The sequence below is a fragment of the Streptomyces aurantiogriseus genome, assembly GCF_014649375.1.
GTDB lineage: Bacteria > Actinomycetota > Actinomycetes > Streptomycetales > Streptomycetaceae > Streptomyces > Streptomyces aurantiogriseus.
The window spans coordinates 196,422-212,866 of sequence record NZ_BMSX01000016.1 but is presented as its reverse complement, the minus strand read 5'-3'; the positions used below and the strand labels follow the sequence as shown (position 1 = coordinate 212,866).

Sequence of the window (16,445 nt, the reverse complement as noted above, 5' to 3'; positions counted from 1 at the left end):
CGGCGGTCCAGTTCCTCCGCTGTCTGTCGTGCGGGATCGTCGTGCGTCGTCAGGGGTCGCCGTTCAGCACGAACCCGATCTCGGCGACCTCGTCCGTCCCGTCACCGTTGACGTCGATGGCGCGGGTGTTGTGCCCGTCGGGCGCGTTCTGGCTGCCGCGTGACCACGTCCACTCCTGCCTCAGTGCGCTGCCGGTGAACCTCCAGGCGCCCATCATCAGGTTGAAGGCCCCGTCGTCGCGCCGGTTCTTCATGTAGGCGATCAGGCTGGGCGTGGTGCCGTTGAGATACGCCACTCCCAGACGTGCGGCCATCGGACCGTCACCCAGGTAGGTGGTCGGTACGGCGGCCCAGTTGCGGAGCGCTCCGGTCCGGCCGTCGAGGACGGCCATGAACTGACGTGAGTCGTCCGCGTGCGTCCAGGTCGTCCCGTCACCGAACCTGACGCCGTCAGCGATCCGCAGGGCGACCTCCGCGCGGCCGTCGCTGTCGAAGTCGTAGACCGTGACGCCGTCCCAGTGGCCCAGGTCGATCGCGGACGACCCCGGTTCGATGTTGTCCTGGTTCTGACTGTTCGGCCCCATGTCGACCTCCCAGAGGAACTGCCCGCGGCTGCTGTAGGCCTCGAGCTTCTGGGGGGAGGTCTGCCGGTCCAGTACGTAGTCGTACTCGCCGTCGCCGTCGAGGTCGCCGGCCCAGACGAACTTCACCGGACCGCCGGAGCGCAACGGCACGCGGACCACGGGCTCCGTGGCGTGGTCGGCCGTCAACGTGAAGGCCCCGCTGGGCGCCTGCTCCTGCCCGCCCACGACCGGAGCCACTCGGTAGCTGTTGGACCGCGTCAGGTCGGCCGTGGAGTCCACGTAGTTGGTCCCGCCCGTCAGGACACCGGAGTTGAGCTTGGCGTACGCGCCGCCGCCGGTGGACCGGTACACGTTGAAGCCGATGCCCTCCGGGTCGAGTCCCAGCAGCCGCCAGGAGACCAGGACCTGGGTGGCGCTGGAGCGCACCGCCACGACCCCACGACTGAGATTCTCCATCACGCGCCCGGCCTGCACCGCCGCATCGCCGGCTGTGGCTGTGGCTGTGGCCGTGGCCGCGGTGGTGGCCGTGGACGTGGACGCGCTGGGCGAGACGGTGTTCGCGGGGCCGACGGCCGGAGTGGCGCAGACGGCCAGGGCCGCCGCGAGAGTGACGGGCAGCCGGTGGGCGGCCCGCCTTCCTGTCTTCATGTTCATGACAATCTCTCCTGTAGGGGGCCGAAAACGCCGGAGAGTCAAGGGAGTTAAACCGTTTACACTCCTGCGATGGAAGCACCGTGGTGAGTACGCGTCAAGGTTGTCGAGGCGGTAACGCCCTTGGCGCTCACCGGTGTTGACGCCCCTGGTCGCATGCGCGACCATCGAGCGGAAACGGTTGCACACACATGCGGGACGCAGGAGGTCCGATGCCTCGCCGGACCGCGCCCGACAGTGGGCAGCAGCCCCGCCTCGCGACCATCCGGGACGTGGCCCACCATGCGGGCGTCTCGGTCGCCACCGTCTCCCGGATCCTGTCCGGCACCTACCCCAGCGCCCCCGCGACGCGCGCCAAGGTCATGCGCGCCGTACGCGAGCTCGACTATGTGGCGAACGCCCACGCCAGAGGACTCGCGGGCGTGCGACCCAAGAGCGTGGCCATCGTGGTCAACTCCGTCGTCTCACCGCACTACGCCCATGTCGCGCAGGGCGTGCACGAGGAGGCCGCGCGGGAGGGCAGACTGTGCATCGTCGGCACGACCGGCGGCGACCCCGATCGGGAGCTGGCCGCGATCAAGCTCATGCGCCAGGAGCAGGCCGAGGCAGTGATCCTCGTCGGGAACATCGTCGCCGACGACGCCTACCGCGAGCGCATGGCGAGCTACGCCCGCGCGCTCGCCCAGGCCGGCTCGCAACTCGTGCTGTGCGGCCGCCCTCCACTGGGGGCCGACGTCCCGGCCGTCGTGGTCGAGTACGACAACACCGCCGGCGCTCATGCCATCACCGGTCACCTGCTCTCGGCGGGCCACCGACGCATCCTGTTCCTGGGACGCCGCACCGGGTACACCACGCCGGACAGCCGGATCGCCGGCTACCGCGCGGCACTGGCCGAGCACCGCGTCCCGCACGACCCCGACCTCGAGGTCGACGGCACGATGGAGCGCAGCGAGGGCCACCGCATGATGCGTGAGCGGCTCGACAGGGGGCCACGCGACTTCACCGCCGTCTTCGCCGGCAACGATCTCATCGCCGCCGGCGCGCGCGACGCGCTGCGCGAGCGCGGGCTGCGCGTCCCCGACGACGTCTCGATGGCCGGATTCGACGACCTTCCCCCGGCCGCCGACATCGACCTGACCACCGTGCACGTGCCCCACGAGGAGCTGGGCCGCACCGCAGTGCGGCTGGCACTCAGGAATGACAGGCCCGGCGCCGCCCAGCACGTGCTGCTGGGCACTCACATCGTCGTCCGCGACTCGGTCCGCCGCCGGCCAGGCGTATGACGGCCGCGGCTTCTCCGCACGGGACACCGGGACAAAGGCGAGCGTCCGGGGCCGGGTTCAGGGGGCGCTGTGCCAGACCGTCTCGTCGAAGTCGGCGGCCAGGCCGCCTCCGGTCAGGTCCCAGGCCCACATCCCGACGAACGCGCCGGTGAAACCGAGGGCGCGGATCTGGCCGTTCTCGAACTCCTCGGCGTGTTCGTCGGACAGGACGGTGGCGTCGAGCGGCGGGCCGATGGGGTGCCGGCCGTCGCCCCTGTCGTGGCGGAAGCGCAGGACGGGTCCCTGGAGGTCGAGGCCGAGGCGCAGGCGGCGGGTCTCGCCGAGGGATACCCCGTCGGCCTCGTCCACGGCCGACGCGCCGCGGTCGCAGCGTGTCCGACGCGTCGAAGCCCCGCGCGTGCAGCATCACCGGGTCGGACCAGGGGCCATCGATCGAGGGCGCCGTCGTGAGGTGGTTGGGGCAGTCCGTGAAGCCGCCCGCGTACGTGGAGACGTTGCTGTGGACCAGGTGGAACAGGCCGTCGGCGTGGGTGAGGTTGGGCGCCCACACCCCGCCCGAGTCGGGGCAGCCGGTGAGGGCCAGGAGACGAGTCGTGTTCAGGGCCCCGCCGAGCGGCCGCCAGGTGACCAGGTCCCGGGAGTGGTGCAGCCGTACGCGGGGGTGCCACTCGAACGTCGACGTCGCCAGGTAGAAGTCGTCCCCCATCCGCAGCACGGACGGATTCCGGATGCGAACCGGTCAGGACCGGATTGCGAATGACCCGGGCGGTTCGCTGCCCCATATGCTCCGTCCAGCTCTCGGACCCACGTGCCCACCCCTCTGCATGAGGAGCTGTTGATCGCAGGGGAACGTAGTGTCGAACACGTTCGCACGCAACAGCGCCGGGGGGCCGCGCGGCGCCCCGGACCGGCGGCGCCCGCGCCCATCGCGATGATGACGAACGACAAGGAACACCTGCGCCCGGTCCGGACCGGACGGGGCAGAGGCGCGACGGGCACTGGCGGGCTCGTACCCGCTGGACCGGCTGGAGTGTCAGGGCCCCCGGGCGCCGGCCCCTGGGGTCACAGACCGTCGCGCACCATGGCGGCGACGATCTGGACGTGGCGGTCGGCTGCCGTGCTCGAGAACTCGTTCTCGTAGTTCAGGCCATAGGGCCAGAAGTGGCCACCGCCGGTGGACAGTTTGGCGCTCGAACCGTCGAACTGCTTGACCAGTGCCGTGGCCTGCGCGCCGGTCCAGGTGCCGCTGCCGGCGAGGGAGGACCAGCGTGAGCTCGTCCCCACGCCGATGGTGTGGGCGATCTCGTGCAGCGCGGTCCGCTCGGTCATGTAACTGCGGTTGCCGAAGCGGATGGTGCCGTTGATGTTGCCGTCGGCGGTGGGCACGCCCGGGTCGTAGCGGACGGTGATGCTCTTGCCCAGGTCACTGAGGTTGTTGTACCGGGCGACCGCGGCGTTCATGGCCCGGGTGATGAGGTCGTAGGCCGTGCGCTGGTCCGCGGTGGGGTTGCTCGCCCGCTCGAGGGTCCAGGTGATACTGGCCGCCGCCACCTGTTCCTGGGCCACCGGTGCGTTCTGAGGGGTGGCCTGCGCGACGCCCGGACCGACCAGCACGGCGGCTGTCAGTGCGGCGACGACCGCTTTGTCACGCCAGGGCATGGGCGTGCGCCGAGTGGCCATCGGGGCTCGTCGTGAAGTCATTGAGGGGTCCTCCTGTGTGTGGGGGGACCGTCGCGTGTGGGGACGACGGTTGATCAGTCCGTCCGCTGAGGACGCGGGCGGATCGAGGTGGTCGTGCGGGGGCGGCGAGGGTTCAGGGGTGACGGCCGTTCAGGTGCCGATCCTCCCGACTCCCGCCCCGGCCCGTACGAGGGAGGGCACGTCGGACGCGGGGTCCAGCGTGTACGCGTAGTAGGTGCGCGGCTCGGTCACGGTGCCGTTGGTCTCGCATGTGCCGGACCCGGCGAAGACGTTGTGGCGCTGGACCAGTCGGCCCGGCCCCGACTCGTCGTAGCCGCCGGCCGAGTAGCAGGGGTGGGGGACGGTGTCGAAGTAGTTGCCCTCGACCAACACGCCCGCGTTCATGGTCGACGCGACGCCGTAAAGGGCGTTGCCCCTGTAGTAGTTGTTGTAGACGTGCACCGGTTCGCCGAACCGCACCCGCGGATGCCGCTGCCCGGAGCCGTCGAAGAAGTTGTGGTGGAGGGAGACCTTCAACTTGCCGGTGTCCTGGCTGCTGTTGGCGTCGGAGTGGCCGAGCAGCATGCTCTTGTCGGTCTTGTTGAACCAGTTCCACGACACGGTGACGTACTGGGCGCCGCGCACGATGTCGACCGCCCCGTCGACCGGGGCGACGAACTCGTTGTGGTCGATCCAGATGTGGTGCGACTCCTGGCCGACGTTGACGGCGTCGTCCTCGGCGTTGGTGAACCTGAGGTTCCGCACGATGACGTTGGAGGAGCGGTGGAAGTCCAGGCCGCCGCCGTTGATGACGGCCGAGGAACCGACCCCGACGATGGTCTTGTCGGGACGTACGCCCTGCTTGCTGGTGATGTCGATGGTGCCCTGGACCCGGATCACCAGTGGGCCCGTGGTGTCGATGTACTCCAGGAACTGCTCGGTGGTGGTGGCGGTCACGGTCGGGCCGCCGGCTCCGCCGGTGGTGCCGTTCTGACCGAGCGCGTCGACCGCGGCGAAGCCGGTGGGAGACGTCTCCGCCCGTGGTGCCGGTGTCTTCTCGGCTGCGGTGCCGGGCGGCACCGCAGCCGCGCCGAGCAACAGGGCGAGCGTGAGAGCGGGAACGCCGCGTGCGGCGCGTGACGACGACCTCATGCTGTTCCTCCCGGGGCGAGGGGCGGATCTTGTTGGGTCGTGCGGGACACAGGGGAGCGGAAAGCGCTTTCCCGGCTTCTTGGATGCTACTCACATGTTTTGAACATGCCAATGAAGTCGGCGGAACCCTCACCTCGGGCCACAACCGGCCCGCCATCTTGACGAGTTCATTACCGTCATCGAGCATTCCCTGAGCGCGATTCCTTCTGTTCGGTTCTGTTCGGCTCTGTGTTGTGGAAGGGAGTGCCGTGTCCCATCGGCATCGCATCGCCCAGGCTCTGGCGCCAACGGTTCCCCTGGTGCTCGGCGCGAGTCTCGTGTCCGCACCCGTGGCGAGCGCGGCGCCGGCACCGCAGAGCGCGGTCACCGTGCGGATCGACCCCTCCTACCAGCAGCAGGAGTTCGAGGGATGGGGGACGAGCCTCGTCTGGTTCGCCAACGCCACGGGCGGTTATCCCGACCCCGTCCGAAGACGGCTCGTGGACATGCTGTTCGGTGAGGACGGTCTCCGCCTCAACATCGCGCGGTACAACATCGGCGGCGGCAACGCCCCGGATGTCCGCAAGGACTACATGAAGCCGGGCGCCACCATGGAGGGCTTCTGGAAGGCCCCCGAAGGAACCACCCGGCAGGACATGGACTGGTGGGACCCGAACAACCCGGACCACTGGAACTGGGACGCCGACGCCGGCCAGCGCTGGTGGGTGGACCAGATCAAGGACAAGGTCAGTCGCTGGGAGGCGTTCAGCAACTCGCCGCCCTGGTTCCAGACGGTCAGTGGTTACGTCTCCGGCGGCTTCGACGCGAGCGTCGACCAGATCCGCGCGGACCGCGTCGACGACTTCGCCACCTACCTGGCGCGGGTGACCGAGCGTCTGGAGCAGGCGCACGGCATCGAGTTCGACACGATCGACCCGCTCAACGAGCCCAACACGCCCTACTGGGGCACCCAGCTCGGGGCGGACGGCCAGCCCACGGGCGGACGCCAGGAAGGCGCACATGCCGGCCCGGAACTCCAGCAGAAGGTGATCCTCGCGCTCGGCAAGGCGCTCGACGGAGCACGGACCGACGCCGAGATCTCCGCGATGGACGAGACCAACCCCGGCATCTTCACCCAGAACTGGAACGCCTACGGCACCCTCGCCCGCGCCGCCGTCGACCAGCTCAACGTGCACACCTACGGCACGAGCATGCGCACCAGCGCACGCGACATCGCCAAGGGCGCGGACAAGAAGCTGTGGATGAGCGAGGTCGAGGGCACCTGGGGCACCGGCACCGACTTCACCAGCATGGAACCGGGGCTCGGCATGGCCACCCGGATGGTCGACGACATGCGTGAACTGGAGCCCTCGGCCTGGGTGTTCTGGCAGCCGATCGAGGACGCGATCCCGCAGGCCGCGGCCGGCAAGAACTGGGGCAGCATCCACGTGCCGTTCAACTGCACGGCCGAGGACACCCTGGAGACCTGCCCGGTCCGGACCAACTCCAAGTTCCACACCGTCCGGAACTTCACCCACTACATCCGTCCCGGCGATCACTTCGTGAAGGTCGACGATCCGTCGAGCGTCGCCGCGGTGAAGGAGTCCGGCCGTGCGGCGACCGTGGTGCACGTGAACAGCGGCACCTCCGCACGCTCGGTGACCCTCGATCTCTCGCGCTTCGGCAAGGTAACGAAGAAGGCCTCCGTCACCCCCGTCGTGACGAGCGCCGACGGCGCTCTCGTCCGAGGCACACCGGTCCGGGTGACCGACCGGTCGGCCACGCTCGTCGTCCCCGCCAAGTCGGTCACGACCTTCCTGGTCGAGGGGGTCGGCGGCGTGGCACGGGATGCCGCCCTCGTTCAGCCCGGTCATGTCTACCGGCTCCAGGGGACGCAGAGCGGCAAGTCGTTGGCTCCGTCGGACGACGGCAGCGGCGTCGTGATCCGTACGACCGACGCCGGCAGCGCGGAACAGCTGTGGTCTCTCCGGCAGTTGACGCGCGGCACCGACCACCGCGAGCGCTACACCCTCACCAACGCCAGGACCGGCAAGCGGCTCGCCGTGCGCGACAACCAAGCCGTCCTGGAGGAGCCGGAAGGCGGCCAGGTCACCGAAGCCGCGCAGTGGATCATGTCGACGACCGGCGACGGCACATGGACGTTCGTCAACGCCGCCACCGGCCGCCTGGCCGATGTCACGGGGCAGTCGACCGCCGACGGCGCCAAGGTGTCCACGTACACCCCGACCTCGGCGGCGAACCAGCGCTGGACCGTGACCGACGAGACGGTGCTGCGCACCGAGCCGGCCGAGGCGTTCACGGTCCCCGGTCTGCGGCCCGAACTGCCGAAGACGGTGACGCCGGTGTTCCGGGACGGCGCCCGGGGCGCGCTCCCCGTCGTGTGGAAGCTTCCGCCGGACCGCAAGTGGCGCGACCCCGGGACGGTGCGTGTCAGGGGCGAGGCGACCGACCCCCTCGGGCGGAGGATCCCCGCGCTCGCGGTCGTCACCGTCGACACGATCGCCTCGACCCTTCCGGGACGCGCCAAGACCTACGTCGGCGGCACGCCGGACCTTCCGGCCACGGTCGTCGGCATCGGCAGGAACGGCGGCCGGGCCGAGCTTCCGGTGACCTGGGACCCGGCACCCGACGGGGCGTTCGACACGACCGGAGTCGTGACACTGCGTGGGATCGCCCGGGTCGTCGGCGGCGGCACGGTCGACGCGGCGGTGCGCGTGCAGGTCACCGAACCGGTGGAGACCAACATCGCCGCGGACGACGGCGTCTCGGTCGCCGCCACGTTCACCGAAAGCGGGTACTCCGTGGAGCGCCTGCGCAACGGCAACCTGTCCGAGAAGGCCTGGTCGAACTGGAAACCGGGGATCACCAAGAACCCCTCCGACACCGTCACCTTCACGCTGCCGAAGGCACGTGACCTGAGCCGGATCGTCGCGCACTTCTACCGGGACGGGAGCAACGCCTCCTTCCCCGAGACTCTGAAGGTGCAGGTGCGGGCGGCTGACACCGGTACGTGGGTCGACGCGAGCGACCCCGTCACGGTCGGGACCGAGGGCACGCCGGTGGTCGACGTCCCGCTGGAGGCGGGACCGGCGTCCGAAGTGCGCCTCGTCATGACCGCGCGTCAGGGCGGCTACCTCACCATGAGCGAGATCGAGGTGTACGCCAAGGCCCCCGGAGTCTCCTCGGACGCCGCCGCCGAGTCCATCGAGGTCTCAGGTAACCCGATCCCGTCGTTCGACCCGGACACGACCACCTACCGGGTCGTCACCGACTCCCCGAGCCGGAGCCGGGTCACCGCGACGGCACGCGACCCCTACGCAACTGTCGCCGTCGACAGCCTCGACGAGCCCGGCGGGGCGTCGGCCGTCGTCACCGTGACCAGTGAGGACGGGTCACAGACACGGACGTACCGGATCCATCTCGTACGACGCTGAGGTTCCGGGACCTGCCACGCGTACGCACTCACTCTGTGCTGATCGGGTCGTCCGGGAGGCGCCTGACGGGTAGAAGCCCAGGTCAGGCGCCTTTTCGCGCGTCCAGAAGAAGCCCGGCTTCTTCGGTGAGCAGACCAAGCCCTGGATGTCCTGCATGACCTGTCGAGGTGCTGGACCGGCACGTGCACCACCTGCACCACTTCCAGGGACGCCATCCCGATACGCGTAAGTCCGGCCATGGGCCGAAGGGGCAGAGCGGCATACGGACACCCGCGGTGGCGTCTGCCTCATCGGGCAGCGGTGGCTGCACTCCCGTAAGCAGGCGCACGCCTGTACCCGGCGCGCGCACTGAGGCAGTGTCAGGGTCAGAGAGGTCTGCCGCTGGACGTCCCAGGGAGCGAGGATGCCCGACCACGTACACGACCACGACCACGACCACGACCACCAACAAGCCGGCACCGGCCACAGGCAGCCCCAGACCGACGACTCTCGGCTGTTCAAGGCGGCAGCCGCGGGTCGCCCCGATGTTCTGGGCCCGTCCGGCATGGGCACGCTGCAGCGCGCCGTCGGCAACAGTGCGGTGGGCGCCATGCTGCAGCGGGAGCAGGACGAGGAGACCCCCTCGCTGCAGCGCTCGCCCGTGCACGACGTCATCGGGTCCGGCTCCGGACAGGCCCTCGGCGCCGATGTCCGCTCCGATATGGAGGCAAGGCTCGGCGCGGACTTCTCCGACGTGCGGGTGCACACGGGCGACGCGGCGCACGAGTCCGCGCAGTCCGTCGGAGCGCATGCCTACACCGTCGGCAACAACGTCGTCTTTCAGCGGGATGCCTACGACCCGTCGTCCCATGCCGGGCGCACAACGCTCGCCCATGAGCTGACCCACGTGATCCAGCAGCGCAACGGCCCGGTCGACGGGACCACGGCACCCGGCGGGATCCGGGTCAGCGACCCCTCGGACCGGTTTGAGCGGGAGGCCAGCGCGAATGCCGAACGCGTCATGTCCGCCCCGGCCCCGGCCGCACAGACCGCGGAGGGGGCGGCGGCCGCTCCCGGGCCGTCGGCGGTGGTCCAGCGGCAGTCCGAGCAGGACGACGAGGAACCCGCCGACGTGCAGGGGCTGTTCGTGCAACGGGCCGAGGAAGAGCAGCAGGAGGAGCCGGGCGACGCATGACCGGCGCGGCCCCCGGGCTCGTGCCCGGGGGCCGCGCCGGCTCGCCGTCCCAGGCGGCTCAGCCCCGCTCGCCCGGACGCCGACCGCTGCCGGTCGGTCCCGCCGCCCTTCGGCCGGGTCAGCCCGCGGCGGGGGAGGCGCTCGCGCCGGCCGCCTGCCGCAGCGTCCCGCCGACGAGCACCGACTCGTCGCACTGGGCCGGCGTCGGACCGCCCACCGGCCGTCCCACCTCACTGCAGGTCACCGTCATGGTGATCCGTCCTCCGGCGGGCACCACGATCGGGGTGACGAAGTGGTAGTCCTGGTCACGGAAGTTCTGCAGCGCGAGCCTCAGCAGGGTCCGGCCCTCGGCGGCGATGACGACGGTGCCGGAGTCGCCCTGCGGGTTCTGCACCACGAGGTCCGTCAGGTCGAACGCCTGGCCGGCCGGGACGCGGTACACCGTGTCGGCCGTCGGGTCGCCGCCCACCGAGTCCTTGACCGCGGCCTGAGCGCTGCGCGGATCCCCCGCACCCCCGCCCCCGCTTCCTCCTGTGCCCCCACCGCCTGTTCCGCCTGTGCCCCCGCCGGTACTTCCGGCCGTCGATCCCGCCGCGGTGCCGGAGCTCGGTGAGCCACCACCCGCCGCATCCTGTCCCGTTCCGGCGGCGCCCGCCGACGCACCGGACGAGCCACCGCCGCTCGCGGCGCCGGACGCGTTGGGGCTGGGTGACAGCACAGCGGCCACCTGCTTCTTGGACTCCTCCTTCGCCGCCGACCGCACCACCGGGCGCAGCAGGGCGAACCACATGATGGCCAGGACCACCACCGCGGCCACCACCGCCGCCAGGGCGCGCGGCAGCCAGCGCGGCAGTATCGCGTCCTGCTGGTAGGTGCCGTCCAGAAGGACCGACTCGTGCGGCACCTCGCCCGTGGGCATCGCCACCACCTGGAACGGATGCACGACGGGAGCGCCGCGCCACAGCCGCCGCGCCGGACGCGCGGTGAGCCGCGACAACTCGGCCGCACCCGGCGCCAGCTCGACGGTCTCCCGGGCGAAGCGCAGCCGCACCCGGGAGCTGTCACTCTGGGCCGCCAGCCGCACCGTCATCGGGATGTTGCCACGGTTGTCGACGGCCACGTCCGTACGGCCGCGCCAAGCGCCGTCGAACCCGCGGGGCACCAGCTCCCCGGTGATCTCGGCGAACGGCAGGACCGTGACGACGCCCTCGGGGACGACCGCCGTGTCGGGGGCGCTGGTGGGCACCACCCGCACCCCGAACGGGACGTCCCCGGCCGGCACCTCCGAGCTTCGGGGCGGGCTCAGCGCGAGAACCGCGGTGCCCGTACTGTCCGGATACAGCGAAAGGCTCGTTGGTTCGACGGTCGCCCAGGCCGCTGCCGGGCCCACGACCTCGAAGCGATACTCCTCCACCGTGCTGCCGGAGTTGCGTACCTGAAGGGGGACGTCGATCCGCCCACCAGGCTCGGCGGTCACAGCGGTCGTGTCCAGGCTCGCCGCAGTTGTCATGATCGGCACAATAAGGTCGGTGGCAGTGGCCGGCAGGGGCCGCACAGGAAGACTTTCGGGAAGCTGAGGTGCCCATTGACGCCTTGTTGACTTTGCGTGGAGTCCCCTGCCGCATACTGCTCGACGCGCGGCGATGCGCTCGACCAGGGGGGAGACTGGTGTGGACCGGATAGTTGTGTGCTTGTGGGCGGATGACCCGATCTCCAGAGCGGGGGTCGCCACCCAGCTGCGGCCCCGGCCGGAGATCCGGCTGCAGGAGGAGGGGGAGGAATCGGCCGCCGCCGTGGTGGTGGTCGTCGTGGACACCATAGACGAGGAGTCGCTGCGGACCCTTCGCCACATCCGGCGGACGACAGCGGCCCGGGTGGCGCTGATCGCCACCCGCATCGACGACCAGCAGCTGGTCGGTGCCGCCGAGTGCGGAGTGGCGGGCATCCTGCGCCGGTCCGAGGCGACGCCGGAGCGGCTGGTGCAGGTGATCAACGCGGTGGCCAGGGGAGAGGGAAGCGTTCCCGCGGACCTGCTGGGCCGCTTGCTGGAGCAGGTCGGCCAGTTGCAGAGCCAGGTCCTGGCGCCGCGCGGCCTGAACTTCAGCGGGCTCAGCGACCGGGAGATCGAGGTCGTCCGACTCGTCGCCGAGGGGTACGACACCGGGGACATCGCCTCAAAACTCGCGTACTCCGAACGCACCATCAAGAACATCCTGCACGACCTCGTCACCCGGCTGCACTTGCGCAACCGTTCTCACGTCGTCGCCTACGCGCTCCGGCAGGGGCTGATCTGAAGAGGCCGGTCCGCCTCGGTGGCGAAGGGAGAGGCGGATTGCCCGGAGGGGCAGCCCGCGCTTCCCCGAGGCGTGTCCCACGCGCCGCTCCGTCGGAGAGCGGCGCCGGGGACGGTGGGGCGACGCCGATCTGGGAGGGGATGTCGTGCGGTGGTTCCGGCTGCGGGCGGGCCTGATGGCCTCGGTGCTCGCGCTCGGCGCGGTGGGGGCCGGCATCGGAGAAGACACGGCGCCGCAGGCCCGTACGACGGCTTCGTCCTCCGCTTCGCCCTCTTCGTCGCCTTCCCCGAAGGCGGCGGGCCCGGTGTCGCCGGTCACGCCGTCGCTGGTCGAGCAGTCGCTGAATCCCGGTGCCTCGATCACCGTGGCCAAGCAGGTGCAGACCCCGGTGGTGCCGCCCAAGCCGGACGTGGTGCTGCTGGTGGACAACACGGGGAGCATGGGCGGCGTCATCGCCAACGTGAGGAACAACCTGCCCACGATCGTCAACCAGGTCTTCGAGGTGCAGTCCGACTCCCGGTTCGCCGTCGCCAGTTACGGCGACGTGAGCGGTGGGAGCCGGCTCTTCATGCTGCACCAGCCGTTCACCGCCGACCGCGGCGCCATCCAGCGTGGCGTGGACGCCCTGACCGCTTCCGGCGGCGGCGACACGGCGGAGGACTGGGGGAACGCGCTCCACGAGGTGGCGACCGGAGCCGGCGGCCGGAACCCGTTCCGGGACGGCGCCAGCCCCATCGTCGTCCTGGTCGGTGACGCCGCCAGCCACGACCCCAGCAACGGGCACAGGTTCGCCGACGTCGTCAGGACGCTCCAGGCCCGCGGCGTCAAGGTCCTCGCCGTCGGCGTCGGCGGAAACGGGCTCGACCAGTCCGGCCAGGCCAGACAGGTCACCCAGGCCACCGGCGGTACGTACCTCCAGGGCATCAACCCGAGTCAGGTGTCGAACGCCATCGTCCAGGGCCTGACGAACCTGCCGGTCGCCGTCAGCCACCAACTCGTCGACTGCGACCCCTCGCTGGGCGTCTCCCTCTCTCCGCCGAGCGTCCAGGTGACCAGCGGCCAGACCGCCTCCTTCAGCGAGGTGATCACGGTGTCCCCGGACGCGCCGCAAGGCGCCACGCTGTCCTGCACGGTCCAGTTCTCCCTCGGCCCGGCACCCGACCCGGCCTACCGGCAGCAGATCCGCATCACCGTCAACGACGTGACCGCCCCGGCGGTGACCGTCGACGACCGTACGGTGGAAGCCACCGGCCCGGACGGCGCGGTCGTCGACTACACGGCCGCCGCGCGCGACAACGTCGACGGCGACGTCCGGGTGTCGTGCGAGCCGCCCTCCGGCTCGACGTTCCCGATCGGGCGGACGACGGTCACCTGCACGGCGACCGACAAGGCGGGCAACACCGGGCGCGACACGGCCGTGGTCACCGTCGTCGACACCACCGCGCCGGCGGTGAGCGTCGACGACCGCACCGCCGAGGCGACCGGTCCCGCCGGCACCGTGATCACGTATCCGGCCACGGCCACGGACATCGTGGACGGCGACGTTCCGGTGGTGTGCGAGCCGCCCTCCGGCTCGACGTTCCCGATCGGGCGGACGACGGTCACCTGCACGGCGACCGACAAGGCGGGCAACACCGGCCGCGACACGGCCGAGTTCACGGTGACCGACTCGACCGGACCCGTCGTCACCGTCGAGGACCGCACCGCGGAGGCGACCGGTCCCGACGGCGCGGTCGTGGAGTACCCCGCGTCGGCCGAGGACACGGTCGACGGGAACCTGCCGGTCACCTGTGAGCCGCCGTCGGGTTCCATGTTCCCGATCGGGGAGACGACGGTGACCTGCACGTCGACGGACTCCCGCGAGAACACCGGCAGGGACACCGCCGTCGTCACCGTCGTCGACACCACCGCGCCCGTCGTGACCGTCGACGACCTGACGGTGGAGGCCACCGGTCCCGACGGCGCGGCCGTGGAGTACACCGCCACCGCGGTCGACATCGTGGACGGACCGACGACGGTCACCTGCACACCGCCCCCCGGCTCCACCTTCCCGGTCGGCCCGACGACGGTGACCTGCACGTCGACGGACGCGCACGAGAACACCGGCACCGACACCGCCGTGATCACGGTCGTCGACACGACCGCGCCCGTCGTCACCGTGGACGACCTCACCGAGCCGGCCACCGGTCCCGACGGCGCCGTGATCGAGTACACGGCCACGGCCGAGGACATCGTCGACGGACCCGTGGCCGTCACCTGCACGCCGCTGTCCGGTTCCACCTTCCCGGTCGGCGAGACCATCGTGACCTGCACCGCGACCGACGCCGCCGGCAACACCGGCACCGACACCGCCGTCTTCACCGTCGTCGACGACGGCGAGCCCGTCGTCCAGGTGGACGACCGGACCGTGCGGACCCTCAGCCGGGAGGGCGCACCCGTCTCGTACACCGCCACCGCCCAGGACCTCGTCGACGGCACCCTCCCCACCACCTGCGCCCCGCCCTCCGGGTCGAACTTCCCGATCGGGAAGACCACCGTCACCTGCACGGCGACCGACGAGGCGGGCAACACCGGCCGCGACACCGCCGTCGTGACCGTCGTCCTGATCCCGCCCGTGCCGGTCGCGCCCTCCGCCGACCTCGCCGTGACCGCCGCCGCCGGCCCGCAGCCCGCCTTCACCGGCGGCACCGTCACGGCGACGTTCACCCTCACCAACGCCGGACCGGACCCCGCGACGAAGATCGTCCTGACCGCCGGAACACCCGGGTCCGCCACCGTGGTGAGCCCCCAGGACCGCTGCACCGCCGCCCGCCCCTGCACCCTGCCGCCCGGCGGCCGGATCCAGGTCACCACCCGGCTGTCGTACGACAAGGCCACCAGCGGCACCCTGACGGCCCGGGTCGCCGGCACGCCGACCGACCCGCGCACCGCCAACAACACCGACACGCTCCGGCTCCGCGTCCTCCAGCCCGAGCTGACCGTCGGGCCCGTCGTCGCCCGGCTGGGCGACGTCGTCCTCGCCGAGGGCCGCGACTTCCCGGCCGGAACCGTCGTACAGCTGAAGTGGAGCCAGGGCATCACCGCGGCGACGGTTCCGGTGCGGGTGGGCGCCGACGGAACGTTCCGCGCCCAGGTCCTCGTCCTGCGCAAGGACCAGACCGGACCACGGCTGCTCCGCGCCACAGGACCCGGATACGACCCGATCGACGCGGAGGTCCTCGTCGTGCCCCGCAGCCTCCAGCCCCCCGACTTCATCGGCCGCGGATGAGCCGCGCGGAGGTGGAACCGTGATCCACGAAGTGGACGACGCACTGCGCGCCCTGGTCCGCAGCGACGCCCTGGGCGGCACACAGGTCAGCATCGTGTTCGACGCACCCACCCGCGAGTGGGCGGCCAAGGTCAACGCCCCCACCGTCAATCTGTACCTCTACGACATCCGGGAGGACATGCGCCGCCGCTCCCGCGGCCTGTCCAACGAGTACGACGGGCGCGGCATGGTCATCGCCCGGCACCGCCCGCCCCGGTACTTCAAGCTGTCCTACCTGATCACCGCCTGGACCCGGCGTCCCGAGGACGAACACCGCCTGCTGTCGTCCCTCCTGCTGTGCCTGCTGCGCAGCGACGCCATGCCCACCGAGCACCTGACCGGCTCACTGGCCGAGCTTCCGCTGCCGGTGCCGATGACGATCGCGCTGCCGCCCCCCGAGGACCGGTCGTTCGCGGACGTGTGGAGCGCGCTCGGCGGTGAGCTGAAGCCCTCCCTCGACCTCGTGGTCAGTGTCCCCCTCGTCGGCACGGGGAGCGTTCCGGCGGCGCCGCCGGTCACCGAGGAGGGCGGCCTGCGGCTCGGGCTGGAGAACACCGGGCGCACCGGCCAGGGCCCCACCGATGCGCGGGAAGCCGACGCCGCGGACGAGCCGGCGCCGCGTCGCACGCGGCCGGCGCTGTCCCGGCGCGTCCGCGAATGAGCACGGGCTGCCGGATGCCCTGTGGCCAGGGCCCCCACGGGAACCCGGCGAGGGGCGCGGCCGACCGGTCGGCCGCGCGTCGCCCGCGGCCGGCGCCGTCCCGGCCCGTCCGCGCGCGGGGTCCCGGCGCCGGCTCGCGAGTGCCGCACCCGCGGTCGTGCCGAGGCCCGGCGCGGCACCGCGCCCCGTGAGGGGCACGGGGGACCACGCGGCCGACCAGGCAACG

The 16,445-nt window shown here is 71.4% G+C and carries 11 protein-coding genes and 1 pseudogene; 6 read left to right on the top strand and 6 right to left on the bottom strand.

Annotated features, from left to right (window positions below):
* Positions 1 to 49 precede the first annotated feature (49 nt).
* Complete coding sequence (locus IE263_RS30695; protein WP_229911252.1) at positions 50 to 1,237, bottom strand: rhamnogalacturonan endolyase family protein; 1,188 nt, start codon at positions 1,235 to 1,237, stop codon at positions 50 to 52.
* Between the two features lie 209 nt (positions 1,238 to 1,446).
* Here IE263_RS30695 and IE263_RS30690 point away from each other — a divergent pair, with 209 nt between their 5' ends.
* Positions 1,447 to 2,517 carry a LacI family DNA-binding transcriptional regulator gene (locus IE263_RS30690; RefSeq protein ID WP_189941089.1) on the top strand — a complete coding sequence of 357 codons (1,071 nt, stop codon included), beginning with the start codon at positions 1,447 to 1,449 and terminating at the stop codon, positions 2,515 to 2,517.
* Between the two features lie 57 nt (positions 2,518 to 2,574).
* Here the strand turns inward: IE263_RS30690 and IE263_RS48890 are convergent, their stop codons facing one another.
* From IE263_RS48890 to IE263_RS30675, 4 genes and pseudogenes are all read right to left on the bottom strand, one after another.
* Positions 2,575 to 2,865, bottom strand: coding sequence for a beta-xylosidase family glycoside hydrolase (locus tag IE263_RS48890; RefSeq protein WP_229911251.1), 291 nt, complete (start codon positions 2,863 to 2,865; stop codon positions 2,575 to 2,577).
* An 88-nt stretch (positions 2,866 to 2,953) separates the two neighbouring features.
* A pseudogene (locus IE263_RS48885) lies at positions 2,954 to 3,223 on the bottom strand (family 43 glycosylhydrolase); the annotation flags it as partial.
* A 356-nt stretch (positions 3,224 to 3,579) separates the two neighbouring features.
* Positions 3,580 to 4,176, bottom strand: coding sequence for a hypothetical protein (locus IE263_RS30680; protein ID WP_189941151.1), 597 nt, complete (start codon positions 4,174 to 4,176; stop codon positions 3,580 to 3,582).
* Between the two features lie 171 nt (positions 4,177 to 4,347).
* Positions 4,348 to 5,349 carry a pectate lyase family protein gene (locus IE263_RS30675; protein ID WP_189941088.1) on the bottom strand — a complete coding sequence of 334 codons (1,002 nt, stop codon included), beginning with the start codon at positions 5,347 to 5,349 and terminating at the stop codon, positions 4,348 to 4,350.
* Positions 5,350 to 5,597: 248 nt separating this feature from the next.
* On the opposite strand from IE263_RS30675, the gene IE263_RS30670 reads away from it, so the two are divergent.
* Positions 5,598 to 8,783, top strand: a complete 3,186-nt coding sequence (locus IE263_RS30670; protein ID WP_189941087.1) for an RICIN domain-containing protein — start codon at positions 5,598 to 5,600, stop codon at positions 8,781 to 8,783.
* Between the two features lie 403 nt (positions 8,784 to 9,186).
* A complete protein-coding gene (locus IE263_RS30665) occupies positions 9,187 to 9,957 on the top strand; it encodes an eCIS core domain-containing protein (protein WP_189941086.1) in 771 nt (256 codons plus the stop codon).
* 118 nt (positions 9,958 to 10,075) lie between these two features.
* Here the strand turns inward: IE263_RS30665 and IE263_RS30660 are convergent, their stop codons facing one another.
* Entirely contained in the window at positions 10,076 to 11,467 is a 1,392-nt protein-coding gene (locus IE263_RS30660) for a COG1470 family protein (RefSeq protein WP_189941085.1), read from the bottom strand.
* A 160-nt stretch (positions 11,468 to 11,627) separates the two neighbouring features.
* Between IE263_RS30660 and IE263_RS30655 the strand changes: the two genes are divergently transcribed.
* From IE263_RS30655 to IE263_RS30645, 3 genes are all read left to right on the top strand, one after another.
* The gene (locus tag IE263_RS30655; RefSeq protein WP_229911250.1) at positions 11,628 to 12,251 is read left to right on the top strand and encodes a helix-turn-helix transcriptional regulator; all 624 of its coding nucleotides are present in this window, start codon (positions 11,628 to 11,630) and stop codon (positions 12,249 to 12,251) included.
* Positions 12,252 to 12,396: 145 nt separating this feature from the next.
* On the top strand, positions 12,397 to 15,519 hold the full coding sequence (locus IE263_RS30650) for an HYR domain-containing protein (RefSeq protein ID WP_189941083.1): 3,123 nt from the start codon (positions 12,397 to 12,399) through the stop codon (positions 15,517 to 15,519).
* Positions 15,520 to 15,538: 19 nt separating this feature from the next.
* Positions 15,539 to 16,219 carry a Pvc16 family protein gene (locus IE263_RS30645; RefSeq protein WP_189941082.1) on the top strand — a complete coding sequence of 227 codons (681 nt, stop codon included), beginning with the start codon at positions 15,539 to 15,541 and terminating at the stop codon, positions 16,217 to 16,219.
* Positions 16,220 to 16,445 lie beyond the last annotated feature (226 nt).